Annotated in this window: 17 protein-coding genes; 6 read left to right on the top strand and 11 right to left on the bottom strand. The window is 51.6% G+C overall.

The features are described from left to right. Positions 1-541: 541 nt before the first annotated feature. On the bottom strand, positions 542-922 hold the full coding sequence (locus ACW5XD_RS02560; RefSeq protein WP_456493484.1) for a VOC family protein: 381 nt from the start codon (positions 920-922) through the stop codon (positions 542-544). Between the two features lie 254 nt (positions 923-1176). Here ACW5XD_RS02560 and ACW5XD_RS02555 point away from each other — a divergent pair, with 254 nt between their 5' ends. Both ACW5XD_RS02555 and ACW5XD_RS02550 read left to right on the top strand, forming a co-directional pair. Then, positions 1177-1527, top strand: coding sequence for a DUF3653 domain-containing protein (locus tag ACW5XD_RS02555; protein ID WP_264303610.1), 351 nt, complete (start codon positions 1177-1179; stop codon positions 1525-1527). A gap of 193 nt (positions 1528-1720) precedes the next feature. Then, positions 1721-2683 (top strand): DUF2971 domain-containing protein, encoded by a 963-nt coding sequence (locus tag ACW5XD_RS02550; RefSeq protein ID WP_456493483.1) that lies wholly within the window; start codon positions 1721-1723, stop codon positions 2681-2683. 308 nt (positions 2684-2991) lie between these two features. Here the strand turns inward: ACW5XD_RS02550 and ACW5XD_RS02545 are convergent, their stop codons facing one another. From ACW5XD_RS02545 to ACW5XD_RS02515, 7 genes are all read right to left on the bottom strand, one after another. Further along, positions 2992-4194: a zonular occludens toxin family protein gene (locus tag ACW5XD_RS02545; RefSeq protein WP_456493482.1), complete on the bottom strand. Its 1203-nt coding sequence runs from the start codon at positions 4192-4194 to the stop codon at positions 2992-2994. Positions 4195-4197: 3 nt separating this feature from the next. Continuing rightward, positions 4198-4512, bottom strand: a complete 315-nt coding sequence (locus ACW5XD_RS02540) for a DUF2523 family protein (protein ID WP_456493481.1) — start codon at positions 4510-4512, stop codon at positions 4198-4200. Positions 4513-4515: 3 nt separating this feature from the next. After that, entirely contained in the window at positions 4516-5991 is a 1476-nt protein-coding gene (locus ACW5XD_RS02535; protein ID WP_456493480.1) for a hypothetical protein, read from the bottom strand. Between the two features lie 40 nt (positions 5992-6031). Beyond that, entirely contained in the window at positions 6032-6244 is a 213-nt protein-coding gene (locus tag ACW5XD_RS02530; RefSeq protein ID WP_201891542.1) for a Flexible pilin, read from the bottom strand. A 300-nt stretch (positions 6245-6544) separates the two neighbouring features. Beyond that, positions 6545-6868, bottom strand: a complete 324-nt coding sequence (locus tag ACW5XD_RS02525) for a hypothetical protein (protein ID WP_456493479.1) — start codon at positions 6866-6868, stop codon at positions 6545-6547. Between the two features lie 32 nt (positions 6869-6900). Next, complete coding sequence (locus tag ACW5XD_RS02520) at positions 6901-8439, bottom strand: replication initiation factor domain-containing protein (RefSeq protein WP_456493478.1); 1539 nt, start codon at positions 8437-8439, stop codon at positions 6901-6903. Next, a complete protein-coding gene (locus ACW5XD_RS02515) occupies positions 8426-8677 on the bottom strand; it encodes a hypothetical protein (protein WP_227291522.1) in 252 nt (83 codons plus the stop codon). Before ACW5XD_RS02515 ends, ACW5XD_RS02520 begins: the two co-directional genes overlap by 14 nt. 124 nt (positions 8678-8801) lie before the next feature. Between ACW5XD_RS02515 and ACW5XD_RS02510 the strand changes: the two genes are divergently transcribed. The 4 genes from ACW5XD_RS02510 (at position 8802) to fabA (ending at position 13359) form a co-directional block, all read left to right on the top strand. Then, positions 8802-9164 (top strand): helix-turn-helix domain-containing protein, encoded by a 363-nt coding sequence (locus ACW5XD_RS02510; protein WP_456493477.1) that lies wholly within the window; start codon positions 8802-8804, stop codon positions 9162-9164. A gap of 392 nt (positions 9165-9556) precedes the next feature. Further along, on the top strand, positions 9557-10573 hold the full coding sequence (locus ACW5XD_RS02505; protein WP_456493476.1) for an acyltransferase: 1017 nt from the start codon (positions 9557-9559) through the stop codon (positions 10571-10573). A gap of 167 nt (positions 10574-10740) precedes the next feature. Continuing rightward, on the top strand, positions 10741-12717 hold the full coding sequence (locus ACW5XD_RS02500; RefSeq protein ID WP_456493475.1) for a Lon protease family protein: 1977 nt from the start codon (positions 10741-10743) through the stop codon (positions 12715-12717). 81 nt (positions 12718-12798) lie between these two features. Beyond that, positions 12799-13359, top strand: a complete 561-nt coding sequence (gene fabA / locus ACW5XD_RS02495; RefSeq protein ID WP_456493474.1) for a 3-hydroxyacyl-[acyl-carrier-protein] dehydratase FabA — start codon at positions 12799-12801, stop codon at positions 13357-13359. A gap of 84 nt (positions 13360-13443) precedes the next feature. Here the strand turns inward: fabA and rmf are convergent, their stop codons facing one another. The 3 genes from rmf to uup form a co-directional block, all read right to left on the bottom strand. Beyond that, entirely contained in the window at positions 13444-13623 is a 180-nt protein-coding gene (gene rmf, locus ACW5XD_RS02490; protein WP_005315693.1) for a ribosome modulation factor, read from the bottom strand. A 159-nt stretch (positions 13624-13782) separates the two neighbouring features. Further along, entirely contained in the window at positions 13783-15420 is a 1638-nt protein-coding gene (locus ACW5XD_RS02485; protein WP_456493473.1) for a DUF3466 family protein, read from the bottom strand. Between the two features lie 8 nt (positions 15421-15428). Continuing rightward, on the bottom strand, positions 15429-17339 hold the full coding sequence (gene uup / locus ACW5XD_RS02480; RefSeq protein WP_456493472.1) for an ATP-binding cassette ATPase Uup: 1911 nt from the start codon (positions 17337-17339) through the stop codon (positions 15429-15431). Between the last annotated feature and the right edge of the window lie 44 nt (positions 17340-17383).

Raw genomic sequence — 17383 nt, 5'->3', positions numbered from 1 at the left:
GGGCGGTAGCCCCTACAAGCCGCCCTCTACTGCCCATTTTTGCCTCTACCGTCTCGCGGCGAGACACGCCCATCTATACCCGATGCACGGCCACCCCCTTTCCCTGCAAAACCGGCTTTTAAGGCTCTGCCGGTTCTGGGGGAGGGTAACGCTACAGCGCCGCACTGGTTTTCGAGCGCCAGCCCCCCGGGTAGTAATACGGGGGGAATTCAATCCTCACATGCCCGATACAGCCACGGGGCAGGGGTGTTATCTCTTTCAAGTAAGAGGGGTTATGAATGTCCAATAAGTGGAATTATCAGACATTGAGATCTGTTCTCAGATAGGGAAGGTGGTATGGCTTGGTATGGCCAGACCTAGACACTGGTCTTTTGCATCCCTCCAGCAGACTAGGCAATATTCGTATGGAACGTTGGGCTCTATCCAGGCAGTGACATTTAGAGGTTGATGCCGATAAATCTAGTTATCGGCATCAATGATCAAGGGGCTATGTGGCCTCTTTTTAGTGTCAGGTGTATAGAACAGGCTTCTGCTTAGAGGGTTAGTTGACGTTACTTGTATCGGTTGCACAGACTCTCAATCGATGGCCGTCAGGGTCAACGCCGACAAATGTATAACCAAAATCAAGGTGCGTAGGTTCAAGTTCAAAGGTAATGCCTAGTTTCTTCCATTCTTTATAGATTGCGTCAACTTCGTCTTTAGTTACATCTGACAGGCACATTTCAAACCCGCCAAATTGAGGTTGAGGTTGAGGATCAATCCCTGATTTTGCTTGAATACCGAGGATGAAATCCGATGATATTGGGAAAACTGAAAACTCTTCGTAAGTCTCAAGAGGTTCAGCGTTGAGTATTTTTTTATAAAAGTCAGTACTTAAGGCCACATTTTCAACATAGATGATTAGGCTGTTGGGTTTGAACATGGTGTTTCTCTCCATAGTGGTGATTTTTTTGTTCGAGAGTGATTCTCTATGACACACCAGCTAGGATACAAACAAATCCTTTCCGTTTTGTGGTGTCGAACAAAGGATATGAAGAATGGGGCCGACGTCTCAGGCCCCTTTGTCATGCCCCTAAGCCTGACCGCGCATAATGCGACGTTTTGTTAAATGCCCATCCGAAACCCGCCGATAAGCCACTCCACGCAATTTTGCTGGTTTATCAGGTATTTACTTGGATGGAACGAGAGTTGACCAAAAACTTCATTTTTCGCTGGTTTGAATGCGGCTTATCCGTTGAAGAGGTGGCAAATCTATGTTTCGTTTCTGTGAGGCAGGTCACATATTGGGATAAGGGTACAGAGATACCCCCTGTCTATAAACGGCTGATGCGTATGGCATGCGGGCGGGAGCTGCCCACAATTTTCAAAGCCTGGGAAGGCTGGCGGATGAAGAACGACTGCCTTATCTCGCCTAACGGTGTGATGTACGATAGAAGAAGGATCGAGGCCCTGGCTATCATCCAGGTGGAACGATCAGAAAGGCAAATGGCGGCCTTCTATTGGAGGAAGAAGCTAGGTATCAACTAGACAGGGGAGGGGGCGAAAGCCCCCTTTTCCATAACCGCAGCATGATATGTCGTGAAAGCTTGACCAGGTGCGCTGCAGGACAGCACAAACAACTAAAGATGTGATCCAGGGTGCCATGAGGCTCTGTGCAAAGAATTCCCCCCGTATTACTATACGGGGGGAACCATAAAACAGAGGCATTGGTTAGATTATCATGACAATACTGTATAAATATTACTCTTCATCGCTTGATTTAGAAAAATATATTATCAACCCAACAATTCGCTTAACTCAAACAACAGGTTTGAATGATCCATTTGAAGGAAAGGTAAGTGACAAAATAATGAAAGTCCTCTGCGAAAGGATCATTTTAATTGAAGATTTTCCAACTTTCGACACAGAAGAAGAAACCCTATCTAGATTACATGAAATTCTTGAAGAGGGGATGAAATCTTTATCCGTTGTAGCATTAACGGAAACACAAAGAAATCTTTTAATGTGGTCCCATTATGCTTCAGAGCATAGAGGGTGTTGCATAGGTTATGAAGCCGACATATTTGAAGGTTTAGAGACAAGAAACAAAGAAATTTGCTACTCTTATACTCCAATTAAAGTGAATTATGACAGTGTTGTTTTTGATGATGATCAGTTTAATTCTTTGGATAATAAAAAAGCACTAACAGATGATGAGCTCAACGAAACAATTAAGAGAGCGATAACAACAAAAAGCGACGCATGGATATACGAAAAAGAACACCGCCTAGTTGTTCCTGTTGAATGGAGTGATAGCATAATATTAAGATCCATTAGCTCTTTACCAAAGTATATTAAAGAGCCATTTGAAAAAATGAAAAAAACTAACTATACAATTAAAAACGAGTCTAATGATGCAATAATAACCCCACCTCAATCCAAGGATAGGCCTCTATTGAATAAAAGATTAAATGAAAGCTTTGAAAGAGAATTGGCAAAATTAAAGGACACAATGTTCCTTAAAAACATAGATAAGAATAAAATTAAATCAATTTACTTTGGAATTAATTATCCGTTAAAAAAACAACAGGAGATAATGAAATTAGTTCAGGATAAGAAAAATGGCTTAGGACATGTTTCACTTTACAAAAGCACATTGTCAAATGAGCGATTTGAACTAATTCAAAAAAAGATCCTATTATAGGGTGAATTACTTATTAGACTAAATTAAATTTTTATTATTATAGAACGCACATCTTTTCAATTGAAGAAAGTTAAAGGCTCCCTTCCCTCAGAGCCGGAAAGCCTTAAAAGCCGGTTTAGCAGGGAAGGGGGTGATCCAGTCTCGGGGCTATATCAGCGTGTTCCGCCGCGAGACGATAGGGGCTAAATCAGCATAAAGGGGCGGCTTGCAGGGGCTACCGCCCCCGGTCTTTGTCGCCCTAACATCTGTATTTAACATAAGAAATACAGTGTCGCGGTTATATTTTTTATGCCCGTTCACCTTTATAGTTATGACCGGTCATCCGATGGCGCTTTTTTGGTATCGCCGCCGGCAAAGAGGGCAGCATTGTATTTCCGGCGCAAGGCATCCCCCTCGGGGTCGCAATACACGTCTACCGGCTGGCCCTGGTACTGCACCACCGCATGGCAGCCGCTCACCGCATCCACACGGGCAAGCTCATCCGGCCAATCATCGCTATAGAGGGCCTGCACGTCGTTACCCTTGCGCAGCGAAAAGCAATACTCGACCCGATACTCGCCCCGATGATCCTTTATCAGGATATGACAGCTGATAATGAGCTGGTGCCCAGCAAACGGCCCTACAGCAAGGACACCAGCAGCAGACGCAGCAGGAGCGCCACCAGGACGTACATCAGCAGAGGGCGAAGCACCCACCGCCCCAGCAGCCGGAACAGCGGCAGAAGCGGTTTTAGCGGCCTTAGCAGGAGCATCAATATACTCAGGCTTGATGAAGCCAAAGAATACGCAGAGTCCCCAAATCGCCAGAATAAACAGAATTTTAGGGTCTCGTAATAACGAGCTCCCCGCGATTGTATCCGAGACCTTACCGGTTGTAGTCGAGTCATAAAGCTTGAAAACATGCTTTGGCACCTTATTAAATGGCTTGGCTTGCAATACATCGTTCATGGATGTACCGGAGTTATCAGAGAGGTGTAATACCGTCTTGTAACGGCCACCTATCCCCAATATCGCCATATTGGTATGGCGAATCGCCGTTTCGGCAGCAGCCCTGATTACCTGGTGCACCTTTTTGATGTTCGGAGTCGTAAATACAAAGTCCCAGTTATGATGACGGTGCATATCAAAGGCCACGTCTATGGTTTCCGGTCGCCCATCGTCTTTAGCCACATCCGGCCCGCCTGGATAATTCAGCCGGTCCAAATCGCTTTGGCGCCAGGAAGGCGGAAATATCCGTTGCACTTCATCGACCAGGAAGAAAACCCCTTTAGGCGCCCAATGATAAAAGCGGGCGAGGTGATCGCGTCCTTCCTGGGATTCTGTCTCGATATACGTTACCTGGAACTCGTCGGGTACTTGCTTGCCCAATACCTCTTTGCACCGTTCCGCAGTAAAGCCGCGCACGTTGGTAACGATATGGCGACCCGCCTTGATGGCCGGTATCACATCGGTATGAATGGCCCCTGACGACTTGTAAGAACCAGGAGCGCCATGATGGATCTTGATTGACATGGCTCACCACCCCAACATATTCAGCAAAAAGCGAGTCACAAAGGCTTGCGTTATTATCGACAATCCCTTATCAAGCTGTAAATACAGCAATATCCCTCTCACCTGGGACGGCAGGTTATTAAATGAGGCTGATATCAGGTCGCTGAATTGCATGTTAATCAGAATTTGCTTGGCAACGTCCCAGGAGAAGGTGAGCAGGAATATTTTTAACTCGACCCATTGGATCGCCAGCTTAATCGTTATCCAGGCCGAAAACTGCACCGCCAGTTGATATATATCGTTGAAAAATCCATTAAAGAAATCACTTATCCATTCCATATATCACCTCTTAGCCACAATCATCAACGCCACAAAATAAAAAATGAACATCATGATGGCCGCCATCATTTCCCAATAGCCCTCGACATTTGGACACACAGAATAAGAGCGGCCAAATAACGAAAACATATCGAAGCACTTAGGAACAGCAGCAGAACCGCTAAAGTTATAACGGAACATATCGGTCATCTGCTCTTTAATTCCGTCATATGCTCCCGTGAGCTGGTTCTTTGTTTCGTCATATTTTTTATTAATGGTTGTCAGGTCAAAGAAACACTCAGCACCACCTTTACAGAGTTTGGATTCATAATCAGCGCCCGTCACATGCAACGGGTTTTGCGCAGAGCCTGGCATTTGAGCGTAATCAATCCCTGGGCCGTCATTGCCATTCCCTGAGCCACCCGAACCATCCCCGCCACCGATACCGCCATTTTTAATGGCCTCGGCAATAGCTTTAACATTGCGGTTCATTTCAATACTGTTGTTTTGTAATTCACTAGCCGTATTCCAATAGAACTTGGTAAAGTTGCTATTGATGTTTCTAAGGTCAGCCTTCATATCAGGGAGGTCATACTGCATTGACTTCATCAACGCATACATATGATAACCACCATAAGTTTGGGTAAAGTCAGGGCCGAACATATTTAGATTGAGTTGCTTCAGTTCATTATATATTCTTGCATTGTCGCCAGAATCATTTTCAGAACCCGTTCCTGAACCCGTTCCAGAACCCGTTCCAGAACCCGTTCCAGAACCGCCAGATGATTCAGCCAGTTTCTTCAACTGAATATTGGCAACTTCTTGATTCTGCTCCATTCGAGATAAATATAAATTGGTAGCCTCAGTGTTATTACTGGCCTTCTTATTATATTCCCGAATTTCCTCTAATATGCTAACGGCCTTTTCTGTCGCGTTAGTTTCACGAAATGCAAGGCCACGCATTTCATTTATCGCGTTATATGTATTTTTTGAACTCCCAATTAACGTCCCCAGCGTATTACCAAGGTTTTTATTTATCTTGGCGACCGAGGCAGATACAGACGTACCGGTAGCATCACCAATGACCGGCGCAAAGAAATCCCAGCCATCCACCTCGCCACCATTATTACCTTCACCTGGCGTGTTACCACTGCCATCAGCATCCCCGCTCCCGCTGCCATTGGAATCAGACCAGCTACAGGAGCTACCCGTTGTCTCAACCGGCCCCTTGGTATTGGCTAAGGGCAGCTCAACGCATACGCCCTTGCAGTCAACCAGGCAGCCGCCCAGCTTGGATGCACCAAATTTCAGGCAGACGGGCAGGGGAGTTGCCATCGTCACGTTACCCAGCTGCACCCCAACCGGACAACCATCAATGGCGAAGGCCAGCGAAGGAAACAACAATAAAAGCCAAGCGATGCGCACAGTACCCCCAATAAAAAAGGCGACCGGAGCCGCCTTTGTGTCATATCGAAAACGATGATCTGTAGCCTTCCACAAAGAACAGAAACCACAGCGTCCCGATGAGCAAAGACATGGCTTAGGCTTTGCGCATAAGGCCGATCAGGATAGTGACCGCCACGACAGAAGCCACAACCAGCATCACCTTCGGAGAGGTGGCATCCACATCGGATTTAGCCGCATCCAGAGCCGCAGCAGCGGCGGCAGCAGCACCACCCGTTTCAGCATTGGCGCCCATGGCAGCCAGGGAACAGGCAACACCAATACAACCATTACGGAAAAAATTAGGCATTTTCGTTTATCCTCGTTTTGTACCAACAATTACACGGGCAATAGCACCCACTTTTAAACCCAAAGCCCAAATCACAATACCGGAGCTAAAGGCAATTCCCACAATCGATATATCGAATTGAAACCAATCAGATATATCGGTGAGTTTGGTGTGCTCCTGGACAGTCAAGAGCACGTATTTACAAGAATCCCCCTCGGCTAGGCGGGTATATCCTTCAGAGGTAATATCTAGACAAAGCATCATCGCGCCCTCGTCGTCGCTCGCTGCGCGCTCTCGCTCCTCCTCCTCGCGGCGCGGTGGTTATACCGGCTGTTTTTTGGTTGGCTGGAAACCGACAACAACGTTGCGGGTCGGATTCTGGGGATCTGCTTCCAGGACAAGATCCACTGCCACCAATTTCGGGCAGTCGGCCAGCTCTTTAATTGTCGGGGCATCATTGCGCAAGGCCAACTGGCGAACCTCATAGCCCCAGGAGGTGATATTGCATTCGGGCTTGTTCACGTTATTGGCCACCGCCAGATATTCCACCTGGGCAAAGTCATAAGGCACAGGGGCACCAGATTTACGGGAAACACCATAACCATGAGTCACGCGAGTGACCAGAACACCAGTTAGCAGAGACATATTATTTACCCTTTCTTTGAAGAACCTGATTTTTAGGTCGATACCAAATTATGTGCACCTGATAATATTTCAGGTGGTAACGGCATTCTTAACCGCGCGGGAATATCATCTTCTCCCAGATGCGCTGTTAATTGGTTAACAATCTTTTCAGGGGATAGCCCCTCAATGCTTGCTAACCAATTGACAAGGCGACCCGCCATCCTGGACATATTAAACACGGCATTGTCCCTGGACGTTTTGAACTTGTTTTTAAAGGTGGTCACGCGAACCGGCGTTATTTCTTCCTGGCAAACCGCATCCAGCCACTTGGCAAATTGCGGATAGATACCCGCAAAATAGGGATCTGGATTTACCAGGACGTCCAGCGGAATAATTCTATCCTTGTTGTGTAACTCGCCTTCGGCGCGTACCCAGTTCGGGCAGTCTGCCGATTGCATCTGTTTTCCCTTTTCATATATGCGAGCGCATTTACCGTTTATCCGGCTGCCCACATAAAAGGAGCATCCCTTGGTCGGCGCCATGCCAAACCGCTTGGCAATGCCCTTGGATATTTCGGCAATCACGAACTCACCGGATTCAATTTTCATCCAGGAAGGCGCACGGCCCCGTTGCGGGTGAAACTCGCCAGCCTCAGCGGCAGCAATCGCGCCCTGGTAACTGATGTGTTCGCCGCTGTAATCGTCCAGGGCCAAATCCACTCGGGTGATCCGCACCGATGGAATGTGAGAGATAACGGAGTGCAGAGCGGGCAAGTCGAGAGCCGCACAACCCACGCCGGAAAAACTCACCATGCAGCCGTGGTTAGCCGCGCCCCAACCAATCAGGCCACAGGGCTCCCCATCACACAGCAGGTCAGCAGAGTTGGCATAGCCATGCAGGCCGGAGCGGCGAGGGCGCATAGTGAAGCGCGGCTCAGGAATGGGAACACCGATGCGGGTGTTCAGCTCTTCCAGCCACGTTTCCAACTCGGCGCAACAGAGAGTATCCAGGAACTGGACGCCGTAGCTGTCGATCAAGTCGTTGTACGCTTCCCAATACTTGGCACCCTCGACCACCTCAAACTCGGAGAACTTGAGCAGGTCAGCACAGACCGCTTTGAGCTCTTTGCGCATGTCGGCACGGGATTTGTAATTGGAGTGCAAGGCCCGCTCCATCATCTCAGTCATGGAAGGGGTAAAGACCGGGGCAGGGGACTTGGCCACACCCTTGAGGCTCAACCGCTCGGTGGCCTTGTCGTACACCCGTGCCACGGTAGGGGCAGGGGCAACCCCCAACCGTTCAGCCTTGTCATAGAGCCGTTCAGTCACCTTGTCGAAGCGGGCGAGGGGAGCGAACCCCACCGGACGCTTCCACAGGTAACGCAGCCCCTCAACGGGCGGGGCAGACAATGCCGCCTGGATGGCCTTGTTCTGGGTATCGAAGCGCGGGATAGCTTTCAAGAGGGCGCCTTGCTTGGCCAACTCGACCATCTGGCGTAACTCGGTCGGTGCCCAGGTAAAGGAGAGATAATCGATCAGGGTTTTGTTGCCGATAACCCCATTTATCGGCATCACGGATTTATGACCAGTCATCGAAAAACACTCCCTGGTCATAGAAGCCTTGCCATGTGTCCTCGGTCACCTCGACCAGCTCAAAGGCCGTATCGGGGTAGGTCATGGACAGATAGATCCGCATCTCATGCAGGTCACGGAACATCTCAACCTGACCCGCCACACAGGCGGAGAGATCGCCGGTCGGTTCTGCCTGCCAATAGACCTTGCGCTCAGTCAGCGCAGGCAAATCTGGGTTTTGTGGGCTAGAGTGGGTCATGAGTTATGTGTTCAAGTAGTTACTTAAGTGCATTCAATCATGTAAGTACCTAAATAGAAACGAGGCGATTTTCGCCAAAATGGGTATGATGGGCTGATTGTCTAACCACTCAGGAGACAAAGAAATGGACTCTAAAACGCTGATCCAGGCCTACATGAGGGCCAAAAAATACAGCCAGTTCCAGGAAGTCGCCGCAGACCTGGGATTTACCAGCTCTTACATTTCCGCAATCAAGCATGGAAAGTCGCAACTCACTGATGCGACTGCGAAAAAGCTTGCCGAGGAAATTGGCCTGGATGCCAATGAAGTGCTGTTAAGTCTGGCAGCCGTCAGGGAGACGGATCCCGAATTGAAAAAGGCCTGGTACGAGATCCTGGCGAAGTACACCAAAGGCGCCGGCACGGCTGTAGCCCTAGTGGCAGCGGTGTTTCTGGCCCCTAGTCACGGGCATGACCTAACCGCGCATAATGTACATTATGTTAAATAATAATATAGTGATGAGCTTGTTTGCTTGAATCATTCTTGCTAGCCCCTTGCCCATGCATCTCTGCTGCGAAAAGCCATGACGCGTAGCGTGACTGGACGTATTTCATTCGTATGTGTCGAGGCGTACCGTTTTTGTGCTGATGAGAAAATGGATTCCACGGTGACTGCACGTTTGTTTTCAGTACCGTGGATTTCTCACCACAAACGGGATGACTATGGGTAACCGGTGCAACTCCCTTACTACTGGATCTCCTGATACTTTGTTGTGGCCTGTGACCCAGCGCCGTCTCTGGGAGCTCCGGCATGCAGTAATTGTCCATTCAACCATGCACCACATTCCCGACAATATGCACCCCGTCGAATTCTCTATTTTCCCCATACAGAGGATCAGAGATGCAGCAGAGTGTATTTTTTTTCAATTTGTTGCGAGTGATGGCTGCTGTTGCCGTGATTGCCATCCATGTGGTAGCAACCTATTTCGACTCGCTCGGTACGATACCATTCAATCAATGGTTGACCGCAGTTGCTATCAACGGCGCGAGCCGTTGGGCCGTCCCCGTCTTTATCCTGATTTCCGGAGCGTTGATGCTCAGCGATCGGCGCCCATTTGATCCTCGCTATTATGTGCAACGTCGACTCGGAAAAGTGATCGTCCCGTTCGTCGTATGGTCACTGTTCTATGCATGGTTATCAGGATGGAGCGCCAGCGGCTTTGATGACGAAATAGCCTGGCAAACATTGCTCGCCATCCCGCAATATGAAGCATATTACCATCTCGGATTTTTCTATTATTTCATCCCGCTTTATCTGGTGATCCCATTTCTGCAATGGGGGAACAAACGTTGGGGTGATCCCCTCCTCTATTGGTTGGTTGTTCCTTGGTTCTTCACGACGATCTTGTTCCTGCTTGGCGTTAGTGAACCATGGAGCAACGACTTGTGGCTTTTTTCCGGGTATTTGCCCCTAGGTTATCTGCTTTACCACAAATGGCCGAGCAACGGATGGTGGCTGTTGCTCCTGACGTTGTCTGGATTGGGGGCGCTCTATATCACTGTGAGTGAAGTGGTGTCCTTGAGCCTTGCTCGGGGCGAATACCGCGTTGGGCTGTGGTTTTCCTACAAAACCGTCAATGTCGTGGTGATCGCGAGCATGATATTTGTTCTAGCACGAACCTTTGCCACCAAATTACCCTTGTATTGGCAGCAAATAGTTAATTTTATCAGTCAACACAGTCTGGGTATCTATCTGCTGCATCCACTCTTCCTGTGGCCGCTAAAAAACTATGGCGTGTTGCAAGATAGCAACCCCGCATGGGCGATCGCGATATGGATCACCCTTAGCGGTGCAGCGTCTTTGTTGACAAGCTGGATGGTGTCTCGTTATCGCAGTACCCGCTGGCTGCTGCCATAACAGTTCGAAAATTTTTGCCCATACTGATATTTACGCGTAAAAATCAACTACATACCCTACTGCTACAGGAAATCATGGCCTGTAGGCAGGCACCTTGTTTCCTGTTACCACTAGTTGAACTGTGTATAATGGCAACAATTGATCCTATCTCCGACCGGATGTCTTAAGTGGCTGAATTAACATCAGAACAACTAAAACCCGCTTTTGTGATTGAACAGTTCCCTACCCTTAGCGAACTCGAACCCATACCCTTCGCCGCCTTGCAACCCAGAGCCATTTCTGGCATCAAGCGTCTCGCCAGTTTTGATGGTGACTGCCCGGTCATGCTGCTCAACGGCTTCCCCGGTGCAGATTATGAAGGTGTGTGTCAGACGCTGATCGCCGCCTCCAACGGCAAGGATGGTGACCTGTTCGATCTCTGTTACACAGAAAACCTCAACAACCCGTTCAAACCTATCTGGTTGCGTCTGCAGCCCGGTACCGGCGTCGAGTTTTGTGAGATGGTTGGTGAATTGCTCAAACTGATGAGCCACCATCTGGATGCCGAGCGCCTGGTCACTCGCATCATGCGCAAGCAAAACAACGACCCCAAAATCGATGACTTCCTCTCCGATCTGTCAGCTCATGTGGCCCAGGGGCTCGAATTCCAGCATCCCGTACTCATCAACCTGCTGATCCATCATGAAGAGCAGGAAGCCCCCGTGATTTACGGCCGGGATCTGAACTGGGATACCCTGTTCGGTTCCATCAACTATCAGACAGAGCAAGGCTCTGTGTATGCCAACCAGCACCTGCTGGAGCCTGGTCTGTTGCGCCAGGCCAACGGTGGCTACCTTATTCTGCAACTCGACGAGTTGCTGGATCAGCCCCACCTCTGGTTCAAGCTCAAGAATGCCATCCAGAAAGGCGAGCTGGACTGGAACGCCTATCAGGAAGGCAAGACCCTGACCCCCTTCTTTACCCCTGAAGCGACCCCTATCCGGCTGAAGCTTATTCTGGTTGGCGATCGCCTTGAGGTATCCGAATTCCAGATGCTGGACAGGGACATGTCCGAGCGTATCTTCCTGCGCGCGGACCTGGTGTCCGAGGTCAATATTGAGGAAGACTTGCCCGAATTTTTGCAATATCTGGCATGGCTGCGCGAGCGTTGGACACTGCTGGACTTCACTCCTTCGGCCCTCGCGGCCCTCTGTCGTCACGCCAGCCGCCTGTGTGACCATCAGGAGTGGCTCTCTCTGTCCGAAATCCAGCTCAGTGCCATCATGCGCATGGCCGACAGCCTGGCTCGCGAAATAGAAGCCGAGGCTGTGACCGATGAACATATCCAGCTGGCCCTGGAAGAGCAGGACTATCGTCTCAACTACCTGGTGGAGCAGTCCGATCAGGGGGTCATCGATGGCCAGATCCTGTTGCAAACCGATGGTGAAGAGATTGGCCAGATCAACGGCCTCTCCGTTATTCAGGTCTCGGGCCACCCCTATGATTTCGGTGAACCGGTACGCCTCACGGCGACCGTACATATGGGGGATGGCGACGTAGCGGACATAGAGCGCAAGGCAGAGCTGGCTGGTCATATCCACGCCAAGGCGATGATGATCATCCACGGCTATCTTTCCAACAAGTTTGGGGCCGAAAACCCCTCGCCGCTCTCGGCCAACCTGGTGTTCGAGCAGTCCTACCACGAAATAGATGGCGACAGTGCTTCACTGACCGGTCTGTGCGCCCTGCTTTCCGCCCTCGCCCGCCAGCCCATCTATCAGCACTTCGCCGTCACCGGCGCCGTCGACCAGTTTGGCAATGTGCAGGCCGTTGGCGGTGTGAACGAAAAAATTGAAGGCTTCTTCCGGGTGTGCAAGATCCACGGTCTCAGCGGCAAGCAAGGCATACTGCTGCCAAGTACCAATGCTCAGCAGCTCAATCTCTCTGACGAGGTAATTGCCGCCGTCGAGGCAGGTCAATTCCACATTCATCCGGTGGATCATGTGGAAGAAGCTATCGAGTTGCTGACCGGTTGTGTGGCGGGTGAACCGGATATGCCGGATACCCTGTTCGGTCGCATTCAGCAGCGTCTGGATGAACTGAACGGCACAGCGTTCAAGGGGGGCTTGCTCCGTCGCCTGCTGGGCCGGTTGTTCAGCTTGTAATAAAAGAAGAGATCGGAGTTGTTTAGCGCACAAGTGTACGCTAAATTGGCCCCGCTTTGACCCATATGAAGGATAAACAGCGTGACCCTAGACAATACCACCATTGATGCCCGCCTTTCCCTGTGTGAACAAGGCAAAGATTCGTTTACCCGTGAAGAGCTGCTCGCTTGCAGCCGTGGCGAATTATTTGGTGAAGGTAACAGTCAGCTGCCCGCTCCCAACATGTTGATGATGGATCGTATCGTCAAGATCAACGACAACGGTGGCGAGCATGGCAAGGGCGAGATCCTGGCAGAGCTCGACATAACACCGGACCTCTGGTTCTTCGATTGCCACTTCCCGGGTGATCCCGTGATGCCTGGCTGCCTGGGGCTGGATGCCATGTGGCAACTGGTCGGCTTCTTCCTCGGCTGGAAGGGTGGCCCGGGCAAAGGCCGTGCACTGGGTGTAGGCGAAGTGAAATTCACCGGCCAGATCCTGCCGACCGCCAAGAAAGTGACCTACAAGATCACCTTCAAGCGCGTGATCAACCGCAAGCTGGTCATGGGGATCGCCGATGGTGTAGTGGAAGTGGATGGCCGTCCCATCTATAGCGCCACCGACCTGAAAGTGGGCCTGTTCAAAGATACCACCGCATTCTGATCGACTGATCCCGTGGTAAGACAAAGATAACGTAAAGGGGCCGCGATGGCCCCTTTCCTTTTGTAATGAGTGATGAAGTACCTATTACTTCATGAAGAGGCCTGAGCCCCGCCCTTCCATGGCGTCACGCCAACCACCAAGCCAATGCCCTCGGGCATCCAGGCATTGATACGGACACGCTTCTTTCTGTTTGCCGACCACGCCAGCCTGATAACCACGAGCACGAGCTCTTTCCAGACGGTCCCGTTTCTGTCTCTTCATCATCTACGACCCTCTTCGTGGAACAAAAAAAGCGACCAATTTTTCATCGGTCGCTTTCATCTTTACCCCACAGGGTGGGCAGGGTCAAACAAAAAATTCCATGCTATCCGGTCATTGTGACACAAGACACTGAACCGCATTAATTTTTAGTGACATGCCTTTTTATCGTTGGTAGCGGCGCAGCCAGGTAAACGGCAGAGCCAGCAGAGTCAACCAGAACAGGCTGCCACCACCGCTGCCACCATCCTGACCGGTCTGGTTGTTGACCGGTGCGTTGGCGACCACATAACCGGCAGGATCGTTGTTCTTGTAGTCGGTCACAACCGGCGCCAGCTTCACGCTGACCACGGTGGCATTGCTGCGGTTGTTGAGCTCGCTCTCGCTGTTGTAGCGGAAAGCCGTCGCCGCCACGGTACCATCCGTGCTGATACCGCTGGCATAAGCGATATGGTAGTAGTAGCCGTTCTGGGCGCACTGCTTGGCACCCGCATCATCCAGCCCGCAGATCAGATCGTTCAGATACCAGTTGTTGCCGGTTGCCGCGTTGAGCAGGAAGCCTTCCTGCATGCGGTTGGTACCGTTGACCACGGGTTGGGTCTGATGACGGGAATCGCGCCAGCCAACCACCATGTTGTGGTTGTTGATGGCAGCCGCCTCGGAGCCAGAACCGCTCAGCGGCTTGTCCTGCAGGGAAACGACGGCATTGGTGGTCGGGGTGTTGAGGTTGAACACGAACATCTCGACCGGGCGGTTCTGGCCCTTGTTGATGCGATAGAGCTGGTTGCCAATCACATAACCGTTGTCATTGATCCCCACCGCCCAGCTGTGTTGCAGCTTGGCGTCATCCTTGCCCGGCTCGCCTTCGGCCAGCGGTATGATTTGGGTGGTGCCTACCTTGCTGTTATCCAGATCCAGTGTCCAGTATGCCGCCAGGTTGCGGCCATCCAGATAGTTGGTCCCTATCTCGCCGGTGGAGGAGTAACCCACCCCGTACAGGCTGCCGTTGAATTTTCCAACGCCAAGCGCGGAGGCTGTCTGCACCACTTCGTTGCGTGCTCGAGCGTACTCGTTGGCCTGAAGCAGCTTGTCGAAGGTACCCGTGCGGTTGACCAGCCAGAAGCTGGCCTGGGTGTTGAGACCCGGGCAGTAACGGTAATCACCATACTGGCCATCGTTGCCTGCAAAGCACCAGTTGTAGGTCTCGGAACCGACTGCAATGTTCTGGCCGGTAGCGGCGGTGCCGGTCACCAGGTACTGACCGTTATCCAGTTTTTTGATGCTGGTCGGCACACTCAGGCTATGGTTGCTGGCGCCATCCTTGAGGCTGACGCGGTTGCTTTCCTCGACGATGGCAAATGCGGTGCGCAGTTTGCCATCCATCTTGTAGCCGACGCGAGTGCCTGGTACATCGCCCAAAGCGGTGACCAAACCATCCGTTTCGTTGCTGACCACAGACCCCACGTTGCTGCGTTGATCAACAACATCAAGGAAGTCACGACGCCACTGATAGGCAAAACCCGGATTGTCATCCCAGAAGGAGTCACAGACAGAGTTGGAGAGCATGCAGCCCTGCTCAAAACGGAAACGATCGACCAGGAAGTCGGCAAACCGCACAGTCGAGAAGTGCTCGGCCATGTTGTTTTTGGTGTTGATCCCGATGAGTCCATTGCCATCGGCACTGATCCCGCTGGCATATCCGTTGTCAGACCCGTCGACAATGGTGAAAAAGGGGCTTTGTGCCGCCTGGGCATGCAGGCTGGCGCTGACCAGAATGGCCAGCATGGATAATTGCTTTTTCATCTACTTCCTTAGTCCTGATGTTTCAACGCTTCCAACTCCTCCCAACGGGAGAAGGCTTGTTCCAATGCAGCCTCTGCTGCATTCAGGGCATCCAGTTTGAGCTGGGTTTGATCGCTCGGCAGAGCGAAGAAACCGGGATGGTTTACCTCGGCCTGCAGGGTATCAAGCTCAGTCTCCAGCTGTTCCAGTCGGGCTGGCAGATTATCCAGCTCCAGCTGCAACTTGTAAGAGAGTTTTTTGGTTTTTGTGGCCACCTGGTTCGCCACAGCGACAGGCTCTGGCGTTTTGGCTTGAGCCACCTTTGCCGCCTGTTGCGTGCTTTGCAAGGCACGGGTCGCCATCATGTCGGCATAACCCCCCACGTAATCGCTGATGCGGCCATCCCCTTCAAACAGCCAGCAACCAGTCACCGTATTGTCGATAAACCGGCGATCGTGGCTCACCAGCAACAGGGTGCCCGGATAGTCTGCCAGCAGCTCTTCCAGCAGTTCCAGCGTTTCGACATCCAGGTCGTTGGTTGGTTCATCAAGGATCAGTAAATTACTGGGCTTCAAGAACAATTTGGCCAACAGTAAACGGTTTTTTTCGCCTCCTGACAAGGCTTTCACCGGAGTACGTGCCCGCTTGGGTTCAAACAGGAAGTCCTGCAGGTAACCCAGAATGTGACGGGAGCGACCGCGCACCATCACTTCCTGCTTGCCCTCCCCCACGTTGTCCATCACCGTCTGCTCGGGATCAAGCTGATCACGATACTGGTCAAAGTAGGCCACTTCCAGCTTGGTGCCACCCTTGACCAGACCACGGCTGGGTTCGAGCTGACCGAGCAACAGCTTGATAAGCGTGGATTTGCCGCAACCGTTTGGCCCCACCAGGGCAATCTTGTCGCCGCGCAGCACCTGCAGATCCAACCCCTGGAACAGGGTACGATCGCCAAAGTCCAGCCCCAGTCCTTCGGTCTCGAATACCAGCTTGCCGGAACGGTTCACATCGTCCATCTGCAGCTTGGCCTTGCCCTGCAGCTCACGGCGCTGGGAGCGTTCCATTCGCATCGCCTCGAGTGCTCGAACGCGGCCTTCGTTGCGGGTACGGCGCGCCTTGATCCCTTGGCGAACCCACACCTCCTCCTGGGCCAGCTTGCGATCGAATTCGGCGTTTTTCAGCTCTTCAACCCGCAGCCACTCCTCTTTGCCCAGCAGGTACTGATCGTAATTGCCAGGCCAGGAGGTGATCTCGCCGCGATCGAGATCGATGATCCGGGTCGCCAGCTTGTGGATGAACTCCCGATCGTGAGAGATAAAGACGATGGCGCCACGGAAATCTTTCAGGAACTCTTCCAGCCAGTTGATGGCGTCGATGTCCAGGTGGTTGGTCGGCTCATCCAGCAGCAACAGATCAGGGTCACAGGCCAGTGCCCGAGCCAGAGCAACTTTGCGCAGCCAGCCACCGGAGAGACTATCCAGAGTTGCGTCAGGATCGAGGTTCAGCAGGGTCAGCACCTGGCTGATACGGGTCTCGAACTGCCAGCCATTCTGATAATCGAGCTGTTCTTGCAGCTCGCTCATGATGCGAATGTTGGCATCGCTCGGATCGTGGGCCAGCTCCATGGAGATATGGTGATACTGTTTGAGCAGCTCGCCGACACCGGCCAGCCCTTCGGCCGTGTAGTCGAACACAGTCAGATCGCTGGAGGCGGGTGGATCCTGCTCGAGGCGAGTCACCTTCAGATCCTGCTGCTGAACCATGCGACCGTCATCGAGCGGCAGTTCGCCGGCGATGACTTTCATCAGGGTGGACTTGCCCGCCCCATTGCGGCCAACCAGACAGAGACGCTCACCGCGCTCTATGCTGAGCTCGGCATTGTCGAGCAGCGGGAAATCACTGAACGACAAGCAAGCGCCATGCAATGTTAAAAGAGCCATTTTCGTTCCTTATTTCATATGAAAAAACGGGCGACAGACTGGGT

It is taken from the genome of Aeromonas enterica, assembly GCF_054052465.1.
The sequence above is the reverse complement of the archived record's forward strand: the minus strand, read 5'-3'. Positions and strand labels throughout refer to the sequence as shown.